The following is a 25515-nucleotide window of genomic DNA, read 5'->3' as shown; positions in this document are numbered from 1 at the left end:
GCTGATGACACGTTGATCTGTCGATCCAACCAGTTCAGGCGCTGCTTTTAGTGCAGTTTTTGTTGTTCTCTGCCTGGTTGTGGGGCAAGCCCCAAACACGCATCCTCTCCAAAAGAATCAGTTAGCTGCGCCTCCGCCATCTTGTTTTTATTGTGCGTGAGCCGTTTCGTCTTGTTCTTATTCTGAGTTGCAGTGCTTGTTATTGTTCTTGTACCAAACATATAGCAGGTGCCGTGCCAACTTTTCAAAACTCAATAAAATCAATGGGTTGAGCGGGTTCTGCAGTTTTTGGCAGGTCCAAAATGTCGCAATTTCGTTACCGTACGCCTCGGGGACTGTTACGGCGGAAAGCTTGGGTAACAGATTTTTACGGGAGGTAAGGTGTTACCTGGGGTGTTCGCCGTGACACGTTCAGCGCCTGTGAGACCGAGCGCCGCCCGCGCGGCGCTTCGCGGCCAAAGCCGCTCCTACATTTGTTTGGGCCAATTTTTTCTGTGGGATTTGAGCGCAAACGCCTTGGCGCATGGCTCGAGATTGCGTCATACAACAAGGCGGTCGCGCGCGTGTGGCACAGGAGGGGCTGGCCCGAAACAAATGTAGCAGCGGCTTTAGCCGCGAAGCGCCGCGCGGGCGGCGCTCGGTCTCACCGACGCCGCATAGGCTACGGCGTACGGTGCGCAGGTCGGTTATTCGCTGGTAGCGTTGCTCTTGCGCCGTGGGATGCCCAGGCGCTGGCGGCGTTCCCACAGGCACTTGCGGCTGACGCCGAGCTTGCGTGCCAGTTCGGTCTCGGTCATGTGGTCCTGGTGTTCAAGCACGAAGTGCTGGAAGTAGTCTTCCAGCGACAGGTCTTCGGTCGGCTCGTGGCTGGCATTGCCCGCGTTGGCCACCACCAGGGCATTGTCGAGGATGTCATCCTCTTCCAGGTCGCTCAGCTCGATGTCGATGCCCAGCAGCTCGGCGGAAATTTCTGCGCTCTCGCTGAGAATCACCGCGCGCTCCACGGCGTTTTCCAGTTCACGCACGTTACCGGGCCAGCTGTAGTGACGAATGGCTTGCTCGGCCTCGGCCGAGAAGTGCAGGTCGTCGCGGCCGATGCGAGCGCTCTGGCGGGCGAGGAAGACGTTGGCGATCTCGTTGACGTCGCTGCCCCGCTCACGCAGGGCCGGCAGCTTCAGGGCGATGACGTGCAGTCGGTAATACAAGTCTTCACGGAACTGGCCGGCCTTGGCCAGGTTTTTCAGGTCGCGGTGGGTCGCGGCGATCAGGCGCACATCGACCTTTTGCGACTGCACCGAACCTACGCGGCGTATCTCGCCTTCCTGCAGCACACGCAGCAGTCGAGCCTGGGCTTCCAGCGGCAGTTCGCCAATTTCATCGAGGAACAGCGTACCGCCATCGGCGGCCTCCACCAAGCCGGCGCGCCCGGCGCTGGCGCCGGTGAACGCGCCTTTTTCGTGGCCGAACAGTTCGGATTCGATCAGCGTTTCGGGGATGGCCGCGCAGTTCACCGAGATCATCGGTGCCTTGGCCCGGCGAGACAGGTTGTGCAGGGCGCGGGCCACCAGCTCTTTACCGGTGCCCGACTCGCCCTGGATCAGCACATTGGAGTCGGTAGGCGCGACCTTGCGGATCTTGCTGTACATGTCCTGCATGGGCTGGCACGAGCCGATGATGCCGATTTCGCCATTGGCCGTTGCCGCGCTGCCTTTGTCGGGCGCTGTAGCCTTGCCATTGCTGGCGCGTGGCTCGGCAGGCGGTGCAGCAGCGGGGGCGTTCTGCCGGTCACGCAGAATACGCGCTACTGCCTGCAGCATCTCGTCGTGGTCGAAGGGCTTGGCGATGTAGTCCACCGCGCCCATTTTCATCGAGTCCACCGCTGAGCGCAGGCTGGCGTAACTGGTCATGATCAGTACCGGGGTGCCCTGGCCGAGCTTGATCAGCTCGGTGCCGGGCGCGCCTGGCAGGCGCAGGTCGCTGACGATGAGGTCGAAAGTGGCAATGCTGAAGCGTTCCTGGGCTTCCTGCACCGAGCCGGCCTCGCTGACCTGGTACTGGTTCCGCTCAAGCAGGCGGCGCAGGGCCGAGCGGATGATGGTTTCGTCTTCGACGATCAGAATGTGCGGCATTGATTCAATTCTCTCGACGGTCTCGAATTTCAGGGGACGTCGCTACGACATGCCGGGGCAGGGTCACGCGGATCCGGGTGCCACGTTGCCGTTCGATATCGGCCGGGCTGTCGATGGTGATTTGCCCATAATGCTCTTCCACGATGGAATAGACCAGAGCGAGCCCCAGTCCGGTTCCTTCGCCCGGGTCCTTGGTGGTGAAGAAGGGTTCGAACAGGCGGTCCATGATGTTCTTCGGAATCCCGCTGCCTTCGTCTTCGACGATCAGGTCGACGGTGTGCTCGTTAACCTCGCTGCGCACGCGCACGGCGCTGCCGGGCGGCGAGGCATCGCGGGCGTTGGAGAGCAGGTTGATCAGCACCTGGGCCAGGCGCTGCGGGTCACCTTCGGCCCAATGGTCCGGGTCGCAAAGGTTGAAGAACTGTACTTCGAAATTGCGCCGGTTCAACGCCAGCAGACCGATGGCATCTTGTGCCACTTCGGCCAGGCACACCGGCTCCTCACTGTTCTGGTGGCTGCCACCGGCATGGGCGAAGCTCATCAGCGACTGGACGATGCGCGATACGCGCTTGGTCTGGTCAAGGATCTGGCTGGACAACTCGATGATTTCGCCATCGTCTTCGCGTTCCTCGCGCAGGTTTTGCGCCAGGCAGGCGATGCCGGTGATCGGGTTGCCGATCTCGTGGGCCACGCCGGCGGCCAGGCGGCCGATGCTGGCCAGGCGCTCGGAGTGCACCAGCTTGTCTTCCAGTGCCTGGGTTTCGGTAAGGTCTTCCACCAGCAGTACCAGCCCGCTGTTACCGGGGGCCAATGGCTCGTCGATGGCTGCCTTGTGCAGGTTCAGCCAGCGCGGCTGACCGTCCAGCGCCAGGCGCTGCTTGTGCAGGTGCTCGTCGGGCACGTTGATGAAGCCTTGCAGCAGGCCGCGCCAAGGCTCGTCGATGGTGACCAGGCGCGAGCCGACCACATGCTTGGCGGCGATGCCGGTGAGCTCTTCCATGGCCTTGTTCCACATCAGGATTTCCTGGTCCTTGGCCAGTGAGCAGACGCCCATGGGCAATTCCTGCAGGGTCTGGCGATGGTAGCGGCGCAAGGCATCGAGTTCGGCGGCCAGCCCGGTCAGGCGCGAGTGGTAGTCTTCCAGGCGGCTTTCGATGAAGTGGATGTCTTCGGTCACGTAGTTTTCGTTACCGGACTTGTACGGCAGGAAAGTCTCGACCATGTCCTGAGCCACGCTCGGTCCCATCAGGCCGGACAGGTTGGCTTCAATGCGGTCGCGCAGGCGGCGCAGGGCATAGGGGCGGCGTTCGTCGAACGGCAGGTAGAGGTCGCGCAGTGCTTGCTCGACTTCCTTTTGCGCGGCCTTGGCGCCCAGCGGCTTGGCCAGCTGGGTGGCGAATTCCTGCGGCGAGGCAGCGTGCAGCTCGCGGCGCTGCGGGCGGCGCACGTTATCCACGGCACAGGCTTCGGCCGCGCTGACCTCTTCGGTGCTGGCGTTGGTGAACAGTGAGATCAGGGTGAACAGCAGCACGTTGGCTGCCAACGAGGCGATGGCTGCCATGTGCCAGCTGGTGTCGTCCAGCACATAGATCATGTCCACCAGCGGAATGTAGAAGCCCTGCAAGTTGCCGAGAAGTGGCAGCAGCATGGTCACCATCCACACCAGGGTGCCGGCCAGCAGCCCGGCGATGAAACCGCGGCGGTTGGCGGTTGGCCAGTAGAGCACCGACAGCACCCCAGGCAGGAACTGCAAGGTGGCGACGAAGGCGACGATGCCCAGGTTGGCCAGGCTCTGGTGGTAGTTCTGGCTCAGGTAGAACATGAAGCCGGCGGTGATGATGGCGACGATCAGTGCACGGCGGGTCCACTTCAGCCAACGGTAGATGTTGCCCTCGGCCGGTGGCTGGTAAAGCGGCAGCACCAGGTGGTTCAGGGCCATGCCCGATAGCGCCAGGGTGGTGACGATGATCAGGCCGCTGGCTGCCGACAGGCCGCCAATGTAGGCCAGCAGTGCCAATGCCTGGTTGTTGGCGGCGATGCCCAGGCCCAGGGTGAAGTACTCGGGGTTGGTGCTGGCGCCCAGGCGCAGGCCGGCCCACAGCACCAGCGGCACGGCAAGACTCATCAGCAGCAGGAACAACGGCAGGCCCCAGCTGGCGCTGACCAGCGAGCGCGGGTTGAGGTTTTCGGTAAAGGCCATGTGGTACATGTGCGGCATGACGATGGCCGAGGCGAAGAACACCAGCAGCAGGGTGCGCCATGGGCCTTCCTGCAGGGGGGTGTGCAGGGCGGCGAGGGCGGTCTGGTTCTGCAGCAGCCAGACTTCCAGCTCGTGCGGGCCGCCAAATACGCCATATAAGGCATACAGGCCGATACCGCCCAGGGCCAGCAGCTTGATCACCGACTCGAAGGCGATGGCGAATACCAACCCCTCATGCTTCTCGCGCGTGGCGATGTGCCGCGAGCCGAAGAAGATGGTGAACAGAATGATCAGTGTGCAAAAGGCAAAGGCCACCCGGGCCTTGACCGGTTCACCGGTAAGGATGCTGATCGAATCGGCCACCGCCTGGATCTGCAAGGCCAGCAATGGCAGCACGCCAATCAGCATGATGATGGTGGTCAAGGCCCCGGCCCAGGTACTGCGGAAGCGGAAGGCCAACAGGTCGGCCAGCGATGACAGCTGATAGGTGCGGGTGATCTTGAGGATCGGGTAGAGCAGCACCGGCGCCAGCAGGAATGCGCCAGAAACCCCCAGGTAACAGGCAAGGAAGCCGTAGCCGTACTGGTAGGCCAGGCCAACCGAGCCATAGAAGGCCCAGGCACTGGCGTAGACGCCCAGCGACAGGGTGTAGGTAAGTGGGTGGCGAATGATCGAACGCGGGATCAGCCCGCGCTCGCTGATCCAGGCCACGCCGAACAGCACCATGAGGTACCCGGCGCTGATCAGGATCATCTGGGTCAGGCTAAAGCTCATCGGCATCTCTTTGGCTCTGCAGGATGAAGGTGACGACGATCAGGATCAGCCAGAGCAGGTAGGGGCGGTACCAGGCTCCGGTCGGTTCGATCCACCAGTCCATGATGGCCGGGGAGAACAGGTAGATCCCCACGACCAGAAGCAGGACCAAACGATAGATGTACATGCTGGCCTCGATGGTTGGGCGCTGCGGGCTTGAACTTATTATTGGCGCAAATGGCAGGGGGGATGCTAGCGGGAATCCACAGCGTTCGCCAAGGGTTTGAATTTACTGGGCTTTTGTTTTTGAGAGGTGGAATGAATGTGCCGGCCTCTTCGCGGGTGAACCCGCTCCTACAGGTAAAGCGTTGCCTCTAGGTTTACTGGGGGCCCTGTGGGAGCGGGCGCGCCCGCGAAGAGGCCGGTAAAGGTTCAGCGCAGATCAGCCTCTGGCACCGTGGTCCGCTGCGCGATCGCATCCGGCCGCCATTGCGTGCGCGCGACTGCCAGCACCTCTGCCGGTGTCGCCAACAGCAGTTCCGGGTCTGTCTCCTGCCCCAGCGCCCGCAATGCCCGCAGCAGCAGGGGGGTAGCATGCTCCGCCTGCAGTGGCGGCGAACGGTACGACTTGCCCAGCTTGTGCCCATCCGGCTGCACGATCAGCGGAATATGCAGGTAACGCGGCTGTGAGAAGCCCAGCAACTCCTGCAGGTACAGCTGGCGCGGGGTGTTGTCGAGCAGGTCGGCGCCACGCACGATGTCGGTAACACCCTGCCAGGCATCGTCCAGCACCACGGCCAGCTGGTAGGCGTACAACCCATCACGACGCTGGATGACGAAATCGCCCACCTCACGCCCCAGGTGTTGCTGGTATTCACCCTGCACTCGGTCGGTAAAGCGGTAGATCAGCTCTGGCACCCGCAAGCGGATGGCTGCCCCTTCACGGGCATGCCCGGCGTTGCGGCAAAAGCCCGGGTAGATGCCGTTGTAGCGTTCCAGCTGCTTGCGCGAGCAGGTGCATGCGTACGCCAGGCCCATGTTGAACAGGCGGTCTACCACGGCAGCATAGGCATCGTGGCGCTGGCTCTGGAATACCACCTCGCCATCCCATTGCAGGCCGTAACGTTCCAGCGTCTGGAGGATGGCATCGCGGGCGCCGGGCATCTCCCGGGGCGGGTCGGTGTCTTCCATGCGCAGCAGCCAGCGGCCGTTGACGGCGCGGGCATCGAGCCACGAGGCGAGGGCGGCGACCAGCGAGCCGAAGTGCAGGAAGCCGCTGGGGGTGGGGGCGAAGCGCCCGATGTAGCTGGAGTCGGTCATGGTCAGGCTGGGCATATAAATGAAACGGGGCGCATGATGCGCCCCGTTCAGGTGGAAGAAAGATCAGCCTTTGCCGACCGTTTTTTCCTTTTTCTCGGCAATTTCCTTGCAGTCGAAGCACAGGTCGGCGGTAGGGCGGGCTTCCAGGCGTCGCAGGCCGATCTCGATGCCGCACGACTCGCACCAGCCGTACTCTTCGTCCTGAATCTTCTGCAGGGTTTTATCGATTTTCTTGATCAACTTGCGCTCGCGGTCGCGGTTGCGCAGTTCGAGGGCGAATTCCTCTTCCTGGGATGCGCGGTCTGCGGGATCTGCAAAGTTGGCTGCTTCTTCTTTCATATGGTCAACGGTCTTGTCGACGCCGACCATCAGCTCTTGCTTCCAGCCAGTGAGGATCTTGGTGAAGTGCTTGCGCATGGGCTCACCCATGTACTCCTCACCCTTGGTCTCCTGATAGGGTGCAACCCCATAAAGATTCTGGTTGGCTTTTTGCTTTTCTAGGGTGGACATGAATAGACCGCCTCTCACTCATCTGATCCAATGCGCAGGATGCTCCATCTCCGGCGACCGCCGGCCCTGCGACTGCGAGCCGCCGAACTTACCAGATAGATCGGGGGTGCGCTACCCCGCCCGATCCTGCTAGTTGACACCGGCCTGAGCGGTACGTTCGGTGGTGTGCAGAGGTAGAATCTCCAGTTTAGACCCAATTGAGAGAAGGTCATGGCCCAACCCTACAGTGCGCGCAGCCGCGCCATCGAACCTTTCCACGTCATGGCGCTGCTGGCCCGGGCCAACGAGCTGCAGGCGGCCGGGCACGACGTGATCCACCTGGAAATCGGCGAGCCGGACTTCACCACGGCCGCACCCATCGTCGCGGCCGGCCAGGCCGCGCTGGCCGCCGGGCACACGCGCTACACCGCCGCACGCGGTCTGCCGGCACTGCGTGAGGCAATTGCCGGCTTTTATGGGCAGCGCTATGGCCTGAACATCGACCCGGAACGCATCCTTATTACCCCAGGTGGCTCCGGCGCGCTGCTGCTGGCCAGCAGCCTGCTGGTGGACCCGGGCAAGCATTGGCTGCTGGCCGATCCGGGTTACCCGTGCAATCGCCACTTCCTGCGCCTGGTCGAGGGCGGGGCCCAATTGGTACCGGTGGGCCCGGATGTGAACTACCAACTGACTGCCGACCTGGTTGAGCGCTACTGGGACAAGGACACCGTCGGTGCCCTGGTCGCTTCGCCGGCCAACCCCACCGGTACCGTGCTGGGGCGCGAAGCGTTGGCCTGCCTGGCCAAAACCACCCATGAGCGGCATGGCCATCTGGTGGTGGACGAGATCTACCATGGCCTCACCTATGGCATGGACGCGCCGAGCGTGCTGGAAGTCGATGACTCGGCATTCGTCCTGAATAGTTTTTCCAAGTATTTCGGCATGACTGGTTGGCGCCTTGGCTGGCTGGTGGCTCCGCCCGGTGCGGTCGCCGACCTGGAGAAACTGGCGCAGAACCTGTACATCAGTGCGCCGAGCATGGCTCAGCATGCCGCGCTGGCCTGTTTCCAGCCCGAGGCGCTGGCCATTTTCGAAGAGCGCCGCGCCGAATTCGCCCGCCGTCGCGATTACCTGCTGCCCGCTCTGCGTGAACTGGGCTTCCGTATCGCCGTCGAGCCGCAAGGCGCGTTCTACCTGTACGCCGATATCAGCGCTTTTGGCGGGGACGCGTTCGCATTCTGCCGACACTTCCTGGAAACCGAGCACGTGGCATTCACGCCGGGCCTGGACTTTGGTCGCCACCTGGCCGGGCACCATGTGCGCTTCGCTTATACCCAGAGCCTGCCGCGCCTGGAAGAAGCGGTGCAACGTATTGCCCGTGGCCTGCAGAGCTGGCAAGGCTGATGCGTTTCTCTCCTTCACTCGAGCAGGGCCGCCTGCTGCGTCGCTACAAGCGCTTTCTGGCCGATATCGAACTGGCCAGCGGCGAGCAGATGACTATCCACTGCCCGAATACCGGCTCCATGCTCAACTGCATGCGTGAAGGTGGGCAGGTGTGGTTCAGCCGCTCCAACGACCCCAAGCGCAAGCTGCCAGGGACCTGGGAAATCAGCGAAACCCCCCAGGGGCGGTTGGCCTGCGTGAATACCGGGCGGGCCAATGCGTTGGTCGAAGAGGCCCTGCGCGCTGGCATGATCACTGAACTGGCCGGTTTCACTGCACTCAAGCGCGAAGTGGCCTATGGCGAAGAAGGCAGCCGTATCGACTTTCGCCTGGAGTTCGAGGGTGCCCCGGCCTATGTCGAGGTCAAGAGCGTGACGCTGGGCTACCCCGACACTGCAGTTGCGGCCTTCCCTGATGCGGTGACTCAACGCGGTGCGAAACACCTGCGTGAGCTGGCAAAGCTGGCCCGGCAGGGCGTGCGGGCCGTGCAACTGTATTGCGTGAACCTGACCGGTATCGACGCTGTGCGCCCGGCTGAAGAAATCGATACGGCCTACGCCCAGGCGCTGCGCGCTGCCGTAGCGGACGGGGTGGAGGTGCTGGCCTATGGCACTCGGCTGGACGCCGAGGGTATCGTCATCGATCGCCGCTTACCGGTGCTGCTTACCCCTTGAACCAGATGCCCCGGCTGTCTTCGTGGCAGCCCAGGGGCTGCAGCTGCTCACCCTCACAGGGGCCTGCCACGCATTCGCCGCTTTCTATCAGGAACAGGGCTCCGTGATGGGCGCAGTGGATGAGGCTGGCGCTGTCATCCAGAAACGCGTCCTCTGCCCAGTTCAGCGGGATGTCCCGGTGCGGGCAGCGGTTGCGGTACAGGTACACCTGGCCTTGGCGACGCACGCCGAACAGTTCGAGGCCGTCTACGCTGAAGGCGCGGCTTTGGCCCTCGGCGAGGCCGAGGGATGTACAAAGGAAGTGCATGGCAAGGATGACCCGTGAAACACGTGATGGCTTGACGCTCCAATGCGAATAATTATCAAATTGATCGCATTCGCTGCGCCCGGCTGCCTATGGTGCGCAGTTCCGCCGCTCGCCACAAGGCGTGTAGCCCGTCTTCAGAAGGAACCCGATGATGCGCCGTCCAGCTGCTTTTCTCGCTCTGTGTGCAAGCCTTGTGCTCTCTACCCAAGCCTTGGCAGCCGAGCTGCCGCAACGCTGGGTCAGCGCGGGTGGCGCCTTGAGCGAGTGGATAACCGCATTGGGAGGTGAAGCGCGCCTGGTCGGTGTGGACACTACCAGTCAGCACCCGGCCTCGTTGAAAGCCTTGCCCAGTGTGGGTTATCAGCGACAACTGTCGGCCGAAGGCATTCTCAGCCTGCGCCCGGATGTGCTGGTGGGCACCGAGGAGATGGGGCCGCCACCGGTACTGGCGCAAATCCGCAAGGCCGGCGTGCGGGTCGAGTTGTTCTCCAGCAAGGCCGAGCTGCCGGCGGTAGATGAAAACCTCAGGCACCTGGGGCAGTTGCTCGGTGCAGAGCAGCAAGCGTCCGTGCTTGCAGCGGACTACCGCCAACGGCTCGATGCGTTGCATGCCAACGTCAAGCTGGCCCAGGCCGGGCAGCAGGCTCCTGGGGTGTTGCTGCTGGTCGGCCATGCCGGGGCCAAGCCGCTGATCGCCGGGCAAGGTACTGCCGGTGACTGGCTGCTGGGCCAGGCGGGTGGGCGTAACCTGGCCGCGCACCCAGGCTACAAGAACTTCTCCAACGAAGCCTTGGCGGCGCTTGACCCGGATGTGATCGTGTTTTCCGACCGGGCGCTGGCCGATGAACAGGCCTTGCAGGCGCTGTTGAAAGAAAACCCCGCGCTGGCTGCCTCGCGGGCCGTGCGTGAGAAACGCCTGGTCTCATTGGACCCGACGCTGCTGGTCGGCGGGCTCGGGCCTCGGCTACCGGCGACCTTGCAGTCGCTGGCAGCCGCCTTCTACCCGGCTGCTCAGGCCAGCTTCGCACAATGAAACAAAGGGTTTCGCCACGCACGTTGTTCATTAGCCTGAGCCTGTTGTGTCTGTTGGCGACCTGGCTGTCACTGGCGCTGGGGCCAGTCAGCCTGCCAATGTTCGATACGCTGCGCGCTGGCCTGCGCCTGTTGGGGCTGCCCGTTTCCGAAGATGGCCTGCAGCAGGCCGAGATGATCCTTGGCCAGATCCGTCTGCCCCGTACCCTGTTGGGGTTGGCGGTGGGCGCGGTGTTGGCTCTGTCCGGGGTGGCCATGCAGGGGCTGTTCCGCAACCCGCTGGCCGACCCCGGGCTGGTAGGGGTTGCTGCCGGCGCCGCAGTGGGAGCAGCGGTTGCCATTGTCGGCGGCGCTTGGTTTGGCGGCATGCCGGATGCTTTCGCACCTTATCTGCTGTCGTTCTGCGCTTTTGTCGGCGGGCTTGGGGTAACTGCGCTGGTCTACCGCCTGGGGCGCCGCGATGGCCAGACCAACGTCGCCACGATGTTATTGGCTGGCGTGGCCATGACCGCGCTAGGTGGCGCGGCCGTGGGGCTGTTCTCTTACCTGGCCGATGACGCCACCTTGCGCACGCTGACGTTCTGGAACCTTGGCAGCCTCAATGGCGCCAGCTATGAGCGGCTGTGGCCATTATTGCTGGTGGCGACAGGGGTGGCGGTGTGGTTGCCGCGCCGGGCCAAGGCACTGAATGCCCTGTTGCTGGGGGAGTCGGAGGCGCGCCACCTGGGCGTTGACGTGGAGCGGCTCAAGCGTGAACTGGTGTTCTGCACGGCGCTGGGGGTGGGGGCGGCAGTGGCTGCAGCCGGGTTGATCGGCTTTATCGGCCTGGTAGTGCCGCACCTGGTACGCCTGCTGGCCGGGCCCGATCACCGTGTGGTGCTGCCAGCCTCGCTGCTGGCCGGCGGGGTGCTGATGTTGTTTGCCGACCTGGCGGCGCGGCTGCTGCTGGCGCCTGCCGAGCTGCCGATTGGTATCGTCACGGCCTTCATCGGTGCGCCGTTCTTCCTGTTCCTGCTGATGCGAGGGCGCGGCTGATGTTGCAAGTTGAGGGCCTGTATCTGTGCAGGGGCAGCAATGAGGTGCTGCACGACATTCACTTGCAGTTGCCTGCGGGGCAGGTCGTGGGTGTGCTTGGCCCCAACGGTGCCGGCAAGAGCAGTCTGCTGAGTGTGCTGTGCGGTGAGCTGGCCCCCGGCCGTGGGCGGGTAACGCTTCAGGGCCGCCCGCTGGCCGATTGGGCCGGACAGGAACGGGCAAGGCGCCTGGCAGTGTTGCCGCAGGTGTCCAGCCTGGGTTTCTCGTTTCGGGTGGAGGAAGTGGTAGGCATGGGGCGCATGCCTCATGGCACCGGTCAGCGGCGCGATGCGGAAATTGTCGAAGCGGCGTTGCGGGCGGCAGATGCCTGGCACCTGGTGGAGCGCAGCTACTTGGCACTTTCCGGTGGCGAGCGGCAACGGGTACACCTGGCCCGCGTGCTGGCGCAGCTATGGCCGGGGGAGGAGGGCAGCACGTTGTTGCTCGATGAACCAACCTCGATGCTCGACCCGCTGCATCAGCACACCACCCTGGAAGCCGTACGCCGCTTCGCCGACTGCGGTGCTGCAGTGTTGGTGATTCTGCATGACCTGAACCTGGCGGCGCGTTACTGTGACCGTATCCTGTTGCTGGAGCAGGGGCGCTGCCATGCGTTTGCCACGCCCGAAGCGGCACTGACCCCTGCGGCCCTGAAAGCGGTGTACGGTATCGACGTACTGGTGCAGGCGCACCCCGAGCGCGGGCATCCGCTGATCATCACCCGTTGATTCTCGAACCGTGCACGGCCTTTGTGGAAGCGGCCTTGTCTCGCGACAGGTCCGCCCCCGGAGCTGGCCATTCAAATTGTGGATGACATGGAGTAACTGCCGATGCGACACCCGCTGCTGTCCGGTTTCTCGCTGAGCCTGGTACTGGCGATAGGCGGCTGTCAGGCCAGCCTGCCGCCGTTGCCCGCCTGGCAGAGCAGTGAAGGTCGCACGCACGCCCAGCTGGGAAAAATTGTCGACCTGTCCAATGAGCAGGTCATAAGCCCTGAAACGCTGGTGCAGCGCCTGGCTGACGCACCCCGAGTGCTTGTCGGCGAGAAGCACGACAACCCTGACCATCACGCGCTGCAACTGTGGCTGCTGCGCGCCCTGCAAGGCCAGCGCACCCAGGGCAGCCTGCTGCTGGAGATGCTGCAGCCCGAACAGCAATCACGGGTGGACAAGCTGGCGGGGCAGCCTTTGCCGGAAGACTTGCCCAAGGCGCTGGCCTGGCAGGAGGGCTGGGATTGGCAGTTGTACGGGCCGATTGTCACTGAAGCCTTGCAGCATCGGGTGACGTTGCTGGCAGCCAACCTTTCGCCCGCCGAGATGCGTCAGGCCTATCGACAACCAGCTCCGGTGCAGGGTGAAAAGTCCAATGCACCCGCGGTAAAGGCTGCCTTGCTGGAACAGGTGCGCGCCGGGCATTGCGGGATGCTGCCGGAAAACCAGTTACCGGCGATGCTGGCCGTTCAGCAGCAGCGCGACCGGCGCATGGCCGAGCGTTTGCAGGCGGCACCGCAACCGGCGCTGCTGTTTGCCGGGGCTTACCATGTGCGCAAGGACCTGGGCATACCCTTGCATCTGGCTGACCTGAGGGCGTCGGGGGAGAGCAAGGTATTGCTGCTGGCTGAGGTGGGCGAGCGAATCGAGCCTGGCGAGGCTGATTATGTGTGGTACACGGCAGCGATGCCGGAGCAGGATTATTGCGCGCAGCTGCGGCGTTGATCCTGAAAAAGCACAGGCAAAAAAAGACCCGGCAAATTGCCGGGTCAATAACCGTGATTAGCCTGATGAGGAGATAATCTGAGAGTCCGAACCAGGGGCTCTTAGCTTATCCAACCAGTCTCGCGACCAGTTGTGATAATCATAAAAATTCTCATTTAGCCGTCAATCCCTTTACCCCGATTATTTTGGTTTTTTTTGCGTAGGGTTTTTCGCGTCCAATTGTTGATTGAGTGCTTCCTTGCGTTCGAGCGGCAAATCGTTCCAGTGCATGTCCAGCAGGGCGCCTTCAATGGCATACAACAGCACCTTCGATGCACGGAACCCTCGTGTCTTCACGGCCTGGTACGCACCCACCGCGCCCAGGCGGCGCAAATCCGATGCACTGTGGATGCCGGCTGCATGCAGCCACTGCGCAGAAGTCTTGCCAAGGTTCTTCAGATGCTGCAATTCATCGTTCATCGAGCCTCCTTGCGATGGCTGAACGGGAATGGGGGATAAATCGCGAGCAGGTCTGAGAGGAGTGTAGCGGGCGTTGGGAAATGTGCGGCTTTTTGCCATCGGGGGATGAGCGGCCTGTGCCTGCCCCTTGGCGGGCAGGCACAGGAAGATGACGAACTTACAGGCCAGGCAACTGCTGGCGAATCTGCTCGATCACCTGATCCATGCTGCCGGCAGCCTGGGTATCGACGCGGGTGCTGTGCACCAGCTCCTGCGCATCCAGCGCCTCACGGCTGGCCTGCTGGGCCTTGATCACCTCCAGCGTGGCATCCGACGGGTCGCTGTTTTCGGCCTGGCGCTGCTCCAGCCAACTGGCGATGACCGCCTCTGGCGCGTGACAGTCGAGGATGAGGAACGGCACGCCGGTCTGGCTGGCAACCTCTGCCGCAGCCTGGCGTTGCTCACGCTTGAGGTAGGTGGCGTCCAGCACCACCGGGAAACCGGCGCGCAGCACGGTCGATGCCACCTCGTGCAGGCGCTGATAGGTCGCTGCGCTGGCGTCCTGGTCGTATATGCCCGTACTCAGCTGGCCGGCGTCGGCCTGCTGTTGTTCGCCGAACAGGCGCTTACGCTCTACGTCCGAACGCACGCGCACTGCACCCAGGGCCTCAACCAGGCGCATGGCCACGTGACTTTTGCCCACCGCCGAAACGCCATGGGTGATGGCCAGCAGGCGCGACGGGATGGCGCTGTAGCTTTCGGCCAGGTTGGCGTAGTTGCGGTAGGTGCGCAGGGTGGTGGCCCGCTGCACGCCATCAGCGTCGGCCGGCATGCTGAACAGTGCGACCTTGGCCCGCACCAGCGCGCGGTAGGCTTTGTAGAAGTTGAGCAGTTCCAGGCCTTCGTAGTCTCCTGTCAGTTCCAGGTACTGGCTGATGAAGCGTCGGGCCAGGCACTTCAGGCCGCGGTCTTCAAGGTCCATGGCCAGGAAGGCGGTGTCGGCGTAGACGTCGGTCAGTCGGAAAGGCTCGTTGAACTCGATGCAATCGAAGATCACCACCTTGCCATCGATCAAGGTGGCATTGCCCAGGTGGATGTCACCGTGGCACTCACGGATGAAACCATTGGCCTTGCGCTTTTCCAGCAGGCCATGCAGGCGTTCGAAGCTGCTGCGGGCCCAGGCCTGCAGGGCGTCGAGTTGCTGCAGATCGGCTTTGTCGCTGAGGAATGGGCGAATCTGCTCGAAGTTCTGCTCCACCGGGGCCATCACGCTGTCTGGCGTGCCCAGCGGGTGCTCCATCGGCACACGCGGGGCTTGCAGGTGAAACTCGGCAATCTGCCGGGCCATCTGGTCTATGTGCGTGGCGTTCAGTTCGCCATTGGCCTGCAGGGTGTTGAGCATCTGGCCCTGGGGGAACTGGCGCATCTTCAGCACATATTCGATGGCTTCACCTTCGCCACCGATCTGCGGTGCGTCGACGCTACCGGTGATCGGCAACACTTGCAGGTACAGGCCTTCGGTCAGGCGTTGGTTCAGGCGCAATTCTTCATTACAGAAATGCTGGCGCTGGTCCAGTCCAGTGAAGTCCAGGAAGCCGAAATTCATCGGTTTCTTGATCTTGTAGGCATATTCGCCAGTGAGCAGGACCCAGGAGATATGCGTCTCGATGAGCTGAAACCCCTCCACGGGGTGAGGGTACAGGGCAGGGTTCTGCAACGCAGTAATAAGAGCTTGGCTCACGGCAAATCCTTCCGGGGCAAGGGAATTCGAATGCGCCATTATGGTCAATGGTGCCGTCCCTGCCTACCGCCGGGCCGTCTGCCCAGCCTTTATAAAGTGCGTATAATCCGCCGCCATGACCCGAACCCGAAATCCCCGCACCCCTCAGAAACGCCCGACCGGCCGCTCCCGCGCCTGGCTGGGCTGGGCTTTGAAGCTCAGCCTGGTTGGCCTGGTGATCGTTGCCGGCTTCGCGGTTTACCTCGATGCCGTCGTCCAGGAAAAGTTCTCCGGCAAGCGCTGGACCATCCCGGCCAAAGTGTATGCCCGACCGCTGGAGCTGTTCACCGGCCAGAAGTTGAGCAAGAACGACTTCCTCACCGAGCTCGATGCGCTCGGCTACCGTCGCGAAAGCGCGGCCAACGGCCCGGGCGCTGCGTCCGTCAACGGCAATACCGTCGACCTCAATACCCGTGGCTTCCAGTTCTACGAGGGCATGGAACCGGCGCAGTTCGTCCGCGTGCGCTTCTCTGGCGATTACGTTGCGGGCCTTTCCGGTGCCAACGGCAAGGCGCTTGACGTGGTGCGGCTGGAGCCGCTGATGATCGGCGGCATCTATCCGAAAAATCTCGAAGACCGCATCCTGATCAAGATCGATCAGGTACCCAAATATCTGCTCGAAACCCTGGTGGCAACGGAGGACCGCGAGTTCTACAGCCACTTCGGCGTGTCGCCAAAGTCCATCGTCCGGGCCATGTGGGTCAACACGTCGTCCGGCTCGATGCGCCAGGGTGGCAGTACCCTGACCCAGCAATTGGTGAAGAACTTCTACCTCAGCAGCGAGCGCAGCCTCAGCCGCAAGCTGACCGAGGCGATGATGGCGGTCCTGCTCGAACTGCACTACGACAAACGCGAAATCCTTGAGGCCTACCTCAACGAGGTGTTCGTCGGCCAGGACGGTCAACGCGCGGTGCACGGCTTTGGTCTGGCTAGCCAGTTCTTCTTCAGCCAGCCGCTGTCTGAGCTGAAACTGCATCAGATCGCCCTGCTGGTGGGCATGGTCAAAGGCCCGTCCTACTACAACCCGCGGCGTCATCCCGAGCGGGCCCTGGCTCGCCGCAACCTGGTGCTCGACCTGGTGGCCGAACAGGGCGTGGCCAGCCAGGCAGAAGTCGATGCGGCGAAGAAAATGCCGTTGGGCGTGACCAAGCGTGGCAGCCTGGCCGACAGCTCGTTCCCGGCCTTCCTCGACCTGGTCAAGCGACAGTTGCGCCAGGATTACCGCGACGAAGACTTGACCGAAGAAGGCCTGCGCATCTTTACCAGCTTCGACCCGATCCTGCAGATGAAGGCTGAAACCTCGATGAGCGAGACCTTCAAGCGCCTGGCGGGCCGCAAGGGGGCAGACGATGTGGAAGCGGCGATGGTCGTGACCAACCCTGAGACCGGTGAAGTGCAGGCGCTGATCGGTAGCCGCCAGGCAGGCTTCGCCGGCTTCAACCGGGCCATCGATGCTGTGCGGCCGATCGGCTCGTTGGTCAAGCCGTCGGTATACCTGACTGCGCTGGAGCAGCCGAGCAAGTACACCCTGACCAGTTGGGTGCAGGACGAGCCATTTTCGGTCAAGGGGGCTGACGGCCAAGTCTGGCGCCCGCAAAACTATGACCGCCGCCCGCATGGCACTATCTACCTGTATCAGGGGCTGGCCAACTCCTACAACCTGTCGACCGCCAAGCTTGGCCTGGAAGTGGGTGTGCCGAACGTGATCAAGACCATTGGTCGTTTGGGCGTGAATGTCGACTGGCCTGCATTCCCTGCCATGTTGCTGGGGGCAGGTGGCATGTCGCCGATGCAGGTGGCAACCATGTACCAGACCATCGCCAACGGCGGCTTCAACACGCCGATGCGCGGCATCCGCAGCGTGCTCACCGCCGAGGGCGAGCCGCTCAAGCGCTACCCGTTCCAGATCCAGCAGACCTTCGACCCAGGTGCCATTTACCTGGTGCAGAACGCCATGCAACGCGTAATGCGAGAAGGTACAGGGCGTTCGGTGTACAACACCTTGCCGCGCTCGCTGACCCTGGCGGGCAAGACCGGTACCAGTAACGACTCGCGTGACAGCTGGTTCTCCGGCTTCAGTCAGGATCTGCTGGCCGTGGTGTGGATGGGGCGTGACGATAACGGCAAGACACCGTTTACCGGCGCCACCGGCGCCTTGCAGGTGTGGACCAGCTTCATGAAGAAGGCCGACCCGCTGCCGCTGGATATGCCGCAACCGGACAACGTGGTGCAGGCCTGGATCGACCCCTACAGTGGCCATGGGTCTGATGCCAGCTGTCCGGGAGCGGTGCAGATGCCGTATATTCGCGGGAGTGAGCCGCCGGCCGGCGCAGCCTGTGGCGGCGAGCAGGACCCAGTAGAATCGGTAATGGACTGGGTCAAAGGCTGGATGAATTAAGCACAGGCTGCATTGATGAGGTGTGATGTGAACAAGTGGCTGTTTCCTGCCGTGACGGCGTTGGCTGTGCTCCAGGGGTGCTCCAGCGTCCCACGTGGCAATATTCCGGTGGTCGATTCGAGCACCCGCGTGTCCAACAGCGAACGCGTGACGGCCAACCGCTCGGCGGGTGGCTATAACGCCGGCACCGCCCAGGCGCAGACGCTGCCGGAGGATTCCGGTGTCACCGTGATGATCCCGCAGGGCGCAGGCGCTTCGGGCATCCAGACGTTCCCGGCGTCCAATGGCGCTGCGCCGATCAGTACCTCGCCTATCACTCCAGGGCCGATCAGTACAGGGCCTGTCAGTTCGGCACCGATGACCACCAATCCCAACCCGATTGCCGACGAACCCTTCGACATCGCTGCGATGAACAGCACCCCGCAAAGCGCCAGTGCGCCAACCGGTATTCCGCGCAGCGCCGCCGCCGGTGGCCTGTCGGCCGACGAGCAGCTGGACGGTCCTGTGCTGGCACTGTTGACCACTGCGCAGACGCAGCAGGGCAGCGGCGACTTCAACGGTGCCGCTTCGAGTCTTGAGCGTGCCCAGCGCATTGCTCCGCGTGAGCCGCAGGTGCTGTATCGCCTGGCCCAGGTGCGCCTTTCGCAAGGTGATGCAGCGCAGGCCGAGCAGTTGGCGCGCCGCGCCCTGACTTACGCCAACGGCCGCCCCAGCCTGCAGGCAGAGCTTTGGAACACGATCGCCCAGGCCCGTGAAAAGCAGGGTGATAGCGCTGGGGCTGCGCTGGCCCGGCAAAAGGCGCGGGTCAATTCGTGATGATCGAGCAACGTGTGCTGGATATTGCCGACCACCTGCTCTTGATCGAGCGCGAGCTGCAGGTGCAAGGCTGGTGGGATGACGAGCCGCCAAGCGACGAGGCACTGGCCAGTACGGTGCCGTTCGCCGTGGATACCCTCAGTTTTGAGCAGTGGCTGCAATGGATCTTCCTGCCCCGCATGAAGATCATCATCGAGCTGGGCCACCCGCTGCCCAATGCATCGAGCATCCTTGTCATGGCCGAAACCGTGTTTACCGACCGGCCGGAGCAAAGTCGTGAGCTACGCCGCCTATTGGCAGCTTTTGATCAATTGATCGCTCCTTCCGCCTGATTTCTTCAGTTTTTCCGTCGAGGGCCGCAGATTGTGGCCCTTTTTTTTGGAAATCTTCTTAATTCTGCTGCTGAAGCGATTTTTAGTGGTGGCAGGAATTCATCTTGAGGAAAAATTGGCAATAATTTTTCTTGACTTGTTGGCGCCGAATCACAAGAATCCAACTTCCGCTGTAGAGGGACTGCCAGAAGCAGACCCGCTAAGCAGATCATGAGGTGCACACCCGCGCCGACCTGTTACACCCCGCAACGCGTTACCTCGCGCTGGGTGGGAAACCCCCGCAACACTCTGGGGATCTCCCAATACTTGCTCAGTCAGTGCTGACGTTCGCTCATGCTCTGCTTGGCAGTAAACCTATTAAGACCCGTCCAGTGAGGGCGGTATTCTGGCGTTTTAGAGGTGAACAACGTGGAGCTTTTATCTGGCGCTGAGATGGTCGTCCGCTTCTTGCGTGACGAAGGCGTTAAGCACATCTACGGGTACCCTGGTGGTGCTCTCCTGCATGTTTACGACGCACTGTTCAAAGAACCGGAAGTGGAACACATCCTGGTTCGTCACGAGCAGGCGGCCACCCATATGGCGGACGGCTACGCTCGCGCCACCGGCAAGGCCGGTGTGGTGCTGGTAACCTCCGGTCCTGGCGCGACCAATGCCATTACCGGCATTGCCACCGCCTACATGGACTCGATTCCGATGGTCATCCTGTCCGGCCAGGTGCCTAGCACCATGGTGGGTACCGATGCCTTCCAGGAAACCGACATGATTGGTATCTCGCGGCCGATCGTGAAGCACAGCTTCATGATCAAGAATCCGACCGAGATCCCTGAAGTTCTGAAAAAAGCTTTCTACCTGGCGCAATCCGGTCGTCCAGGTCCGGTCGTGGTCGACATTCCAAAAGATATGACCAACCCGGCTGAGAAGTTTGAATACGTCTACCCGAAAAAGGTCAAGCTGCGCTCCTACAGCCCGGCGGTCCGCGGTCACTCCGGCCAGATCCGCAAAGCTGCCGAGATGCTTCTGGCGGCCAAGCGTCCGGTCGTCTACTCCGGTGGCGGTGTGATCCTCGGCGGTGGCTCCGAAGCCCTGACTGAAATCGCCAAGTCGCTGAACCTGCCGGTCACCAATACCCTGATGGGGCTGGGTGGCTTCCCGGGTACCGACCGCCAGTTCCTCGGCATGCTCGGCATGCATGGCAGCTACACCGCCAACATGGCCATGCACAATGCCGACGTCATCTTTGCCGTCGGTGCGCGTTTCGACGACCGCGTTGTAAACGGCCCGGCCAAGTTCTGCCCGAACGCCAAGATCATTCACATCGACATCGACCCGGCGTCGATCTCGAAGATGATCAAGGCCGACGTGCCAATCGTCGGCCCGGTCGACAGCGTGCTCAACGAAATGCTCGGCATCCTCAAGGAAATCGGCGAGCAGCCTGACAAGGCGGCGCTGGATACCTGGTGGAAGCAGATTGACGAATGGCGTGGCAATGGCGAGTTGTTCCCTTACGACAAGGGCGATGGCAACGTCATCAAACCGCAAAAAGTCATCGAGACACTGTGCGAAGTGACCAATGGCGATGCCTTCGTCACTTCCGACGTCGGCCAGCACCAGATGTTTGCCGCGCAGTACTACCGCTTCAACAAGCCAAACCGCTGGATCAACTCCGGTGGCCTGGGCACCATGGGCTTCGGCTTCCCGGCGGCGATGGGCGTCAAGCTCAACTTCCCGGATCAGGACGTGGCCTGCGTGACCGGCGAAGGCAGCATCCAGATGAACATCCAGGAGCTGTCCACCTGCATGCAATACGGCCTGCCGGTGAAGATCGTCAACCTGAACAACGGTGTGTTGGGCATGGTCCGCCAATGGCAGGACATGGCCTACAACGGTCGTCACTCGCACTCGTACGTCGAGTCGCTGCCTGACTTCATCAAGCTGGCTGAGGCCTATGGCCATGTGGGTATCCGCATTACCAGCCTGAAGGACCTCAAGCCGAAGCTGGAAGAAGCGTTTGCGATGAAGGACCGTCTGGTGTTCATCGACATCGCGGTTGACCGCAGTGAGCACGTCTATCCGATGCAGATCAAGGATGGCTCGATGCGTGACATGTGGCTGAGCAAGACGGAGCGTACCTGATATGCGGCACATCATTTCCCTGCTGCTGGAAAACGAACCAGGTGCGTTGTCCCGCGTGGTCGGCCTGTTCTCCCAGCGCAACTACAACATTGAAAGCCTGACTGTAGCGCCAACCGAAGACCCGACCCTGTCGCGTCTGACGCTGACCACCGTTGGCCATGACGAAGTGATCGAACAGATCACCAAGAACCTGAACAAGCTGGTCGAAGTGGTCAAGCTTGTCGACCTGTCGGAAAGCGCTCACATCGAGCGTGAACTGATGCTGGTCAAGGTCAAGGCCACCGGTGCCCAGCGTGCCGAGATCAAGCGCACCACGGATATCTTCCGTGGCCAGATCGTCGACGTGACCGCCAGCGTGTACACCGTGCAGCTGAGCGGTACCAGCGACAAACTGGACAGCTTCATCCAGGCGATCGGCACTGCATCGATTCTGGAAACCGTGCGCAGCGGCGTTACCGGCATTGCCCGTGGCGACAAAGTGCTCAGCATCTAAATCCAAAAAATTAGCGATGGCTCCGCAGGGGCCGAGATATAACCAGGGGTATTTTCATGAAAGTTTTCTACGATAAAGACTGCGACCTTTCCATCATCCAGGGTAAGAAAGTCGCCATCATCGGTTACGGCTCCCAGGGCCACGCTCAGGCGTGCAACCTGAAAGACTCCGGTGTAGACGTTACCGTCGGTCTGCGTAAAGGTTCGGCTACCGTTGCCAAGGCTGAAGCCCACGGCCTGAAAGTTGCCGACGTTGCTACCGCTGTCGCTGCGGCTGACCTGGTCATGATCCTGACCCCGGACGAGTTCCAGGGCGCTCTGTACAAGAACGAAATCGAGCCGAACATCAAGAAGGGCGCTACCCTGGCCTTCTCTCACGGCTTCTCGATCCACTACAACCAGGTTGTTCCGCGTGCCGACCTCGACGTGATCATGATCGCGCCGAAAGCCCCGGGCCACACCGTTCGCTCCGAGTTCGTCAAAGGCGGCGGCATCCCTGACCTGATCGCTATCTACCAGGACGCTTCCGGCAACGCCAAGAACGTCGCACTGTCCTACGCTTCGGGCGTAGGTGGTGGCCGTACCGGTATCATCGAAACCACCTTCAAGGACGAAACCGAAACCGACCTGTTCGGTGAGCAGGCTGTTCTGTGTGGCGGTACCGTCGAGCTGGTCAAAGCCGGTTTCGAAACCCTGGTCGAAGCTGGCTACGCGCCGGAAATGGCCTACTTCGAGTGCCTGCACGAGCTGAAGCTGATCGTCGACCTCATGTACGAAGGCGGCATCGCCAACATGAACTACTCGATCTCCAACAACGCCGAGTACGGTGAGTACGTGACTGGCCCGGAAGTCATCAACGAAGAATCCCGCAAGGCCATGCGCAATGCCCTGAAGCGCATCCAGGACGGCGAGTACGCGAAGATGTTCATCTCCGAAGGTGCTACCAACTACCCATCGATGACCGCCAAGCGCCGCAACAACGCCGCTCACGGCATCGAAATCATCGGCGAGCAGCTGCGCTCGATGATGCCGTGGATCTCGGCTAACAAAATCGTCGACAAGACCAAGAACTAAGTCTTATCGATAGATGAAAAACGCGGCTTCGGCCGCGTTTTTTCGTTCTGGCATCCAGCTTCTGGTATAAAGCAGACCAGTGGCTCGCTGTCAGAACCTGTTTCGCGGGCCCGTGTCGAACATTTTCCATCCTGTTGCAAGGTACCCTCCATGAGCGAACGTCCCGAAGAGCCGAACAAGCCCTCCGACGCCGAAAGCCTGCTACCTGTCGATGAGCACGTTGAAGAAGGGCATGACGCCGAAGGCCGCAAGGTGCGCCACCGCGGCATCTACCTGTTGCCCAACCTGTTTACCACCGCCAACCTGTTTGCCGGTTTCTATTCCATCATCAGCTCGATGAGCGCACAGAGCGCCCTGAGTGCTGGCGACCCGCGCGAGGCGAGCAAGTACTTCGCTTTTGCCGCTATCGCCATCTTCGTGGCCATGGTGCTCGACGGCCTGGACGGCCGCGTTGCGCGCATGACCAATACCCAGAGTGCCTTCGGTGCCGAGTATGACTCGCTGTCGGATATGGTCGCCTTCGGCGTGGCCCCGGCTTTGCTGGCCTTCGGCTGGGCGCTGGGTGACATGGGCAAGGTCGGCTGGATGGTTGCCTTCATCTATGTGGCCGGTGCCGCGTTGCGCCTGGCGCGCTTCAATACCCAGGTCGGTACCGCCGACAAGCGCTACTTCATCGGCCTGGCCAGCCCGGCTGCCGCAGGTGTGGTGGCGGGCACCGTATGGGCGTTCAGCGACTATGGCATCCAGGGTTCCAAGCTGTCGTTCCTGGTCGCGCTGCTGGTGGCTGCTGCTGGCATGCTGATGGTCAGCAACATCAAGTACAACAGTTTCAAGGAGCTGGACCTCAAGGGGCGCGTGCCGTTCGTGGCGATCCTGGCGGTGGTGCTGGTATTTGCCGTCGTGTTCAGCGACCCACCGCGTATCCTTCTGTTGATCTTCCTCGCCTATGCAGCATCGGGGCCGATCCAGTTCCTGCTGAAGGCGCGCCGTCGCAAAGCGTGAAAATCACTTAACGCTGGAATAACCTCACGGCTCCATAGTCTTACTGGTACATCCGTTACTCAGTGCTATGGAGCCGTTCATGCTTATCAAGCTTCCCAGGTCTTCCGAGTGCAAAGCGTCGGAGATCACCCCCGAAGGCATTTACCTTTCCCGTCGAACCCTGCTGGGTGGCTCATTGGCTGGCTTGGCGCTAGGCGCATTGCCGGGCGGGGTGGGCGCGGCGCAAATGTCGCGTTATGCCGATGTGCAGGCTGGGGCCGCGCCGGCCTGGTTCACTGACAAGCTCGCGGCCACGCGCTGGCAGGCGGTGACGGTGAAGGGCGAGGCGATCACGCCGTTCAAGGATGCCACTCACTACAACAACTTCTACGAGTTCGGGCCCGACAAGGGCGACCCGGCGGCCAATGGCGACAGCCTGAAGACCGAACCGTGGTCCATTGTGGTGGATGGTGAGGTGGGCAAGCCCGGACGCTATGCGCTGGAGGACTTCGTCAAACCCTATCAGCTCGAGGAGCGGATCTATCGGCTGCGCTGCGTAGAGGCGTGGTCGATGGTCATTCCGTGGCTGGGGTTCCCTTTGGCTCAGGTGCTCAAGCAGGTTGAGCCGACTTCCAGTGCGCGTTATGTGCGTTTCGAAACGCTGAAGGATCCGCAGCATATGCCTGGGCAGCGTTCTGGCTTCGCCTTGATCGACTGGCCTTATAGAGAAGGGTTGCGCCTGGATGAGGCGATGCACCCGTTGGCAATTCTCGCGGTGGGTATGTACGGCCGGGAACTGCCCAACCAGAACGGTGCGCCGTTGCGTTTGGTGGTGCCTTGGAAGTATGGCTTCAAGAGCATCAAGTCGATTGTGCGCATCAGCCTGGTAGCGGAGCAGCCCGGCACTACCTGGGAAGGGCTGGCGCCGGATGAATATGGTTTCTATGCCAATGTGAATCCGACAGTCGACCACCCGCGCTGGAGCCAGGCGCGCGAACGTCGTTTGCCCAGCGGGTTGTTCAGCCCCAATGTGCGGGAGACGCAGATGTTCAATGGCTATGCTGATGAAGTGGCGTCGCTGTATACCGGGCTCGATCTGCGGAAGAACTACTGATGCGTTACCCCTGGTTTCGCTTGGCCATCTTTGTCGTAGGCTGCCTGTTCCCGGTGTGGTGGCTATATGAAGCGGCGATGAACCTGCTGGGGCCTGATCCCGGGAAGATCATGATGGATCGCCTTGGGCTTGGGGCGCTTACCTTCCTGTTGGTGACCTTGAGCATGACCCCAATGCAGAAGCTGACGGGCTGGTCTGGCTGGATCGTGGTTCGCCGGCAGCTGGGGTTGTGGGTGTTCGCCTATATAGTGCTGCACATTCTGGCTTACCTGTTTTTCATTCTAGGGTTGGATTGGGGGCAGTTGGCGGTGGAGTTGCGCAAGCGACCCTACATTATTGTGGGGGCGCTGGGGTTCTTGGGGTTGCTGGTGTTGGCGGTCACTTCGAACCGGTACAGCCAACGGCGGCTGGGGGCGCGGTGGAAGAGGCTGCACAGGTTGGTGTATGCGGTGCTTGGGTTGGGCTTGCTGCATTTCCTGTGGATCGTGCGTTCCGACCTTCGGGAATGGGCGATCTATGCGTTTATTGGGGCTGTGTTGATGGTATTGCGGATACCTGCTGTTGCGCGGGCGCTTCCCAGGGTTGCCAGGAAGCAGGGTAGGGCGGTTTGAGAGTGGGGTGGGGCTGCCAAGGGCCTGTCTTGAGATAGCAATGGCTGTGGAGAGGGCCCGCCTTGGTTTCTCTGGTGTCTGTGAAATCGAGCGCCGCGCGCGTCCGGCTCGAGACATTCATCGCCTGTGAGACCGAGCGCCGCCCGCGCGGCGCTTCGCGGGTAAACCCGCTCCTACGTTTGTTTCGGGCCAATTATGCCTGTGGGATTC

General features: G+C 61.9%; 23 protein-coding genes. 15 read left to right on the top strand and 8 right to left on the bottom strand.

The window, feature by feature from the left end:
• Positions 1-686 precede the first annotated feature (686 nt).
• The 5 genes from QYE47_RS25430 to dksA all read right to left on the bottom strand — a co-directional run bounded on the left by QYE47_RS25430 (position 687) and on the right by dksA (position 6912).
• Positions 687-2129: a sigma-54 dependent transcriptional regulator gene (locus QYE47_RS25430; protein WP_003249998.1), complete on the bottom strand. Its 1443-nt coding sequence runs from the start codon at positions 2127-2129 to the stop codon at positions 687-689.
• Between the two features lie 4 nt (positions 2130-2133).
• The gene (locus QYE47_RS25425) at positions 2134-5109 is read right to left on the bottom strand and encodes a sensor histidine kinase (RefSeq protein WP_019437283.1); all 2976 of its coding nucleotides are present in this window, start codon (positions 5107-5109) and stop codon (positions 2134-2136) included.
• On the bottom strand, positions 5093-5269 hold the full coding sequence (locus QYE47_RS25420) for a hypothetical protein (protein ID WP_003250005.1): 177 nt from the start codon (positions 5267-5269) through the stop codon (positions 5093-5095). Before QYE47_RS25420 ends, QYE47_RS25425 begins: the two co-directional genes overlap by 17 nt.
• A 245-nt stretch (positions 5270-5514) precedes the next feature.
• Positions 5515-6402, bottom strand: coding sequence for a tRNA glutamyl-Q(34) synthetase GluQRS (gluQRS, locus tag QYE47_RS25415; RefSeq protein ID WP_033724692.1), 888 nt, complete (start codon positions 6400-6402; stop codon positions 5515-5517).
• Between the two features lie 63 nt (positions 6403-6465).
• Entirely contained in the window at positions 6466-6912 is a 447-nt protein-coding gene (gene dksA / locus QYE47_RS25410; RefSeq protein ID WP_003250009.1) for an RNA polymerase-binding protein DksA, read from the bottom strand.
• 210 nt (positions 6913-7122) lie between these two features.
• On the opposite strand from dksA, the gene QYE47_RS25405 reads away from it, so the two are divergent.
• Entirely contained in the window at positions 7123-8295 is a 1173-nt protein-coding gene (locus QYE47_RS25405) for a pyridoxal phosphate-dependent aminotransferase (protein WP_014592393.1), read from the top strand.
• Positions 8295-9008, top strand: a complete 714-nt coding sequence (gene sfsA, locus QYE47_RS25400; RefSeq protein ID WP_014592392.1) for a DNA/RNA nuclease SfsA — start codon at positions 8295-8297, stop codon at positions 9006-9008. Before QYE47_RS25405 ends, sfsA begins: the two co-directional genes overlap by 1 nt.
• Here the strand turns inward: sfsA and QYE47_RS25395 are convergent.
• Positions 8998-9315, bottom strand: coding sequence for a Rieske (2Fe-2S) protein (locus QYE47_RS25395; protein WP_110159875.1), 318 nt, complete (start codon positions 9313-9315; stop codon positions 8998-9000). The genes sfsA and QYE47_RS25395 overlap by 11 nt on opposite strands.
• Positions 9316-9463: 148 nt before the next feature.
• Between QYE47_RS25395 and QYE47_RS25390 the strand changes: the two genes are divergently transcribed.
• The 4 genes from QYE47_RS25390 to QYE47_RS25375 all read left to right on the top strand — a co-directional run bounded on the left by QYE47_RS25390 (position 9464) and on the right by QYE47_RS25375 (position 13136).
• Positions 9464-10348: a hemin ABC transporter substrate-binding protein gene (locus QYE47_RS25390; protein ID WP_070384353.1), complete on the top strand. Its 885-nt coding sequence runs from the start codon at positions 9464-9466 to the stop codon at positions 10346-10348.
• 50 nt (positions 10349-10398) lie between these two features.
• Positions 10399-11382 (top strand): iron ABC transporter permease, encoded by a 984-nt coding sequence (locus QYE47_RS25385; RefSeq protein WP_162470272.1) that lies wholly within the window; start codon positions 10399-10401, stop codon positions 11380-11382.
• Entirely contained in the window at positions 11382-12149 is a 768-nt protein-coding gene (locus QYE47_RS25380; RefSeq protein WP_014592388.1) for a heme ABC transporter ATP-binding protein, read from the top strand. Before QYE47_RS25385 ends, QYE47_RS25380 begins: the two co-directional genes overlap by 1 nt.
• Before the next feature lie 102 nt (positions 12150-12251).
• On the top strand, positions 12252-13136 hold the full coding sequence (locus QYE47_RS25375; protein ID WP_070384351.1) for a ChaN family lipoprotein: 885 nt from the start codon (positions 12252-12254) through the stop codon (positions 13134-13136).
• A 180-nt stretch (positions 13137-13316) separates the two neighbouring features.
• Here the strand turns inward: QYE47_RS25375 and QYE47_RS25370 are convergent, their stop codons facing one another.
• Both QYE47_RS25370 and QYE47_RS25365 read right to left on the bottom strand, forming a co-directional pair.
• On the bottom strand, positions 13317-13595 hold the full coding sequence (locus QYE47_RS25370) for a TfoX/Sxy family protein (RefSeq protein ID WP_010955337.1): 279 nt from the start codon (positions 13593-13595) through the stop codon (positions 13317-13319).
• Positions 13596-13752: 157 nt separating this feature from the next.
• Positions 13753-15315 carry a bifunctional aminoglycoside phosphotransferase/ATP-binding protein gene (locus tag QYE47_RS25365; protein ID WP_110159877.1) on the bottom strand — a complete coding sequence of 521 codons (1563 nt, stop codon included), beginning with the start codon at positions 15313-15315 and terminating at the stop codon, positions 13753-13755.
• Between the two features lie 115 nt (positions 15316-15430).
• Between QYE47_RS25365 and mrcB the strand changes: the two genes are divergently transcribed.
• From mrcB to msrQ, 9 genes are all read left to right on the top strand, one after another.
• Positions 15431-17752, top strand: coding sequence for a penicillin-binding protein 1B (gene mrcB / locus QYE47_RS25360; protein ID WP_010955335.1), 2322 nt, complete (start codon positions 15431-15433; stop codon positions 17750-17752).
• Between the two features lie 15 nt (positions 17753-17767).
• On the top strand, positions 17768-18568 hold the full coding sequence (locus QYE47_RS25355; protein ID WP_010955334.1) for a M48 family metallopeptidase: 801 nt from the start codon (positions 17768-17770) through the stop codon (positions 18566-18568).
• Positions 18568-18900, top strand: a complete 333-nt coding sequence (locus tag QYE47_RS25350; RefSeq protein WP_003250034.1) for a YqcC family protein — start codon at positions 18568-18570, stop codon at positions 18898-18900. Before QYE47_RS25355 ends, QYE47_RS25350 begins: the two co-directional genes overlap by 1 nt.
• A gap of 408 nt (positions 18901-19308) precedes the next feature.
• A complete protein-coding gene (locus QYE47_RS25345) occupies positions 19309-21033 on the top strand; it encodes an acetolactate synthase 3 large subunit (RefSeq protein ID WP_026031851.1) in 1725 nt (574 codons plus the stop codon).
• 1 nt (position 21034) lies between these two features.
• On the top strand, positions 21035-21526 hold the full coding sequence (ilvN, locus tag QYE47_RS25340; protein WP_003250040.1) for an acetolactate synthase small subunit: 492 nt from the start codon (positions 21035-21037) through the stop codon (positions 21524-21526).
• 56 nt (positions 21527-21582) lie between these two features.
• Positions 21583-22599, top strand: a complete 1017-nt coding sequence (gene ilvC / locus QYE47_RS25335; RefSeq protein WP_003250043.1) for a ketol-acid reductoisomerase — start codon at positions 21583-21585, stop codon at positions 22597-22599.
• A 150-nt stretch (positions 22600-22749) separates the two neighbouring features.
• Positions 22750-23601 carry a CDP-diacylglycerol--serine O-phosphatidyltransferase gene (gene pssA, locus QYE47_RS25330; protein ID WP_003250045.1) on the top strand — a complete coding sequence of 284 codons (852 nt, stop codon included), beginning with the start codon at positions 22750-22752 and terminating at the stop codon, positions 23599-23601.
• A 79-nt stretch (positions 23602-23680) separates the two neighbouring features.
• On the top strand, positions 23681-24694 hold the full coding sequence (gene msrP, locus QYE47_RS25325; RefSeq protein ID WP_014592381.1) for a protein-methionine-sulfoxide reductase catalytic subunit MsrP: 1014 nt from the start codon (positions 23681-23683) through the stop codon (positions 24692-24694).
• Positions 24694-25305 carry a protein-methionine-sulfoxide reductase heme-binding subunit MsrQ gene (msrQ, locus tag QYE47_RS25320; RefSeq protein WP_014592380.1) on the top strand — a complete coding sequence of 204 codons (612 nt, stop codon included), beginning with the start codon at positions 24694-24696 and terminating at the stop codon, positions 25303-25305. Before msrP ends, msrQ begins: the two co-directional genes overlap by 1 nt.
• The last annotated feature ends 210 nt before the right edge of the window (positions 25306-25515 follow it).

This window comes from Pseudomonas sp. 2,4-D, from assembly GCF_030418155.1.
Lineage (GTDB): Bacteria > Pseudomonadota > Gammaproteobacteria > Pseudomonadales > Pseudomonadaceae > Aquipseudomonas > Aquipseudomonas alloputida.
Note: the sequence above shows the minus strand (reverse complement) of the source record. Positions and strands in the feature narration are given on the sequence as shown.

Coding starts and splice junctions, on each gene's coding strand:
- QYE47_RS25430 (WP_003249998.1), bottom strand. CDS start 2,129: ATGCCGCACATTCTGATCGTCGAAGACGAAACCATCATCCGCTCGGCC.
- QYE47_RS25425 (WP_019437283.1), bottom strand. CDS start 5,109: ATGCCGATGAGCTTTAGCCTGACCCAGATGATCCTGATCAGCGCCGGG.
- QYE47_RS25420 (WP_003250005.1), bottom strand. CDS start 5,269: ATGTACATCTATCGTTTGGTCCTGCTTCTGGTCGTGGGGATCTACCTG.
- gluQRS (WP_033724692.1), bottom strand. CDS start 6,402: ATGACCGACTCCAGCTACATCGGGCGCTTCGCCCCCACCCCCAGCGGC.
- dksA (WP_003250009.1), bottom strand. CDS start 6,912: ATGTCCACCCTAGAAAAGCAAAAAGCCAACCAGAATCTTTATGGGGTT.
- QYE47_RS25405 (WP_014592393.1), top strand. CDS start 7,123: ATGGCCCAACCCTACAGTGCGCGCAGCCGCGCCATCGAACCTTTCCAC.
- sfsA (WP_014592392.1), top strand. CDS start 8,295: ATGCGTTTCTCTCCTTCACTCGAGCAGGGCCGCCTGCTGCGTCGCTAC.
- QYE47_RS25395 (WP_110159875.1), bottom strand. CDS start 9,315: ATGCACTTCCTTTGTACATCCCTCGGCCTCGCCGAGGGCCAAAGCCGC.
- QYE47_RS25390 (WP_070384353.1), top strand. CDS start 9,464: ATGATGCGCCGTCCAGCTGCTTTTCTCGCTCTGTGTGCAAGCCTTGTG.
- QYE47_RS25380 (WP_014592388.1), top strand. CDS start 11,382: ATGTTGCAAGTTGAGGGCCTGTATCTGTGCAGGGGCAGCAATGAGGTG.
- QYE47_RS25375 (WP_070384351.1), top strand. CDS start 12,252: ATGCGACACCCGCTGCTGTCCGGTTTCTCGCTGAGCCTGGTACTGGCG.
- QYE47_RS25370 (WP_010955337.1), bottom strand. CDS start 13,595: ATGAACGATGAATTGCAGCATCTGAAGAACCTTGGCAAGACTTCTGCG.
- mrcB (WP_010955335.1), top strand. CDS start 15,431: ATGACCCGAACCCGAAATCCCCGCACCCCTCAGAAACGCCCGACCGGC.
- QYE47_RS25355 (WP_010955334.1), top strand. CDS start 17,768: ATGAGGTGTGATGTGAACAAGTGGCTGTTTCCTGCCGTGACGGCGTTG.
- QYE47_RS25350 (WP_003250034.1), top strand. CDS start 18,568: ATGATCGAGCAACGTGTGCTGGATATTGCCGACCACCTGCTCTTGATC.
- ilvN (WP_003250040.1), top strand. CDS start 21,035: ATGCGGCACATCATTTCCCTGCTGCTGGAAAACGAACCAGGTGCGTTG.
- ilvC (WP_003250043.1), top strand. CDS start 21,583: ATGAAAGTTTTCTACGATAAAGACTGCGACCTTTCCATCATCCAGGGT.
- pssA (WP_003250045.1), top strand. CDS start 22,750: ATGAGCGAACGTCCCGAAGAGCCGAACAAGCCCTCCGACGCCGAAAGC.
- msrP (WP_014592381.1), top strand. CDS start 23,681: ATGCTTATCAAGCTTCCCAGGTCTTCCGAGTGCAAAGCGTCGGAGATC.
- msrQ (WP_014592380.1), top strand. CDS start 24,694: ATGCGTTACCCCTGGTTTCGCTTGGCCATCTTTGTCGTAGGCTGCCTG.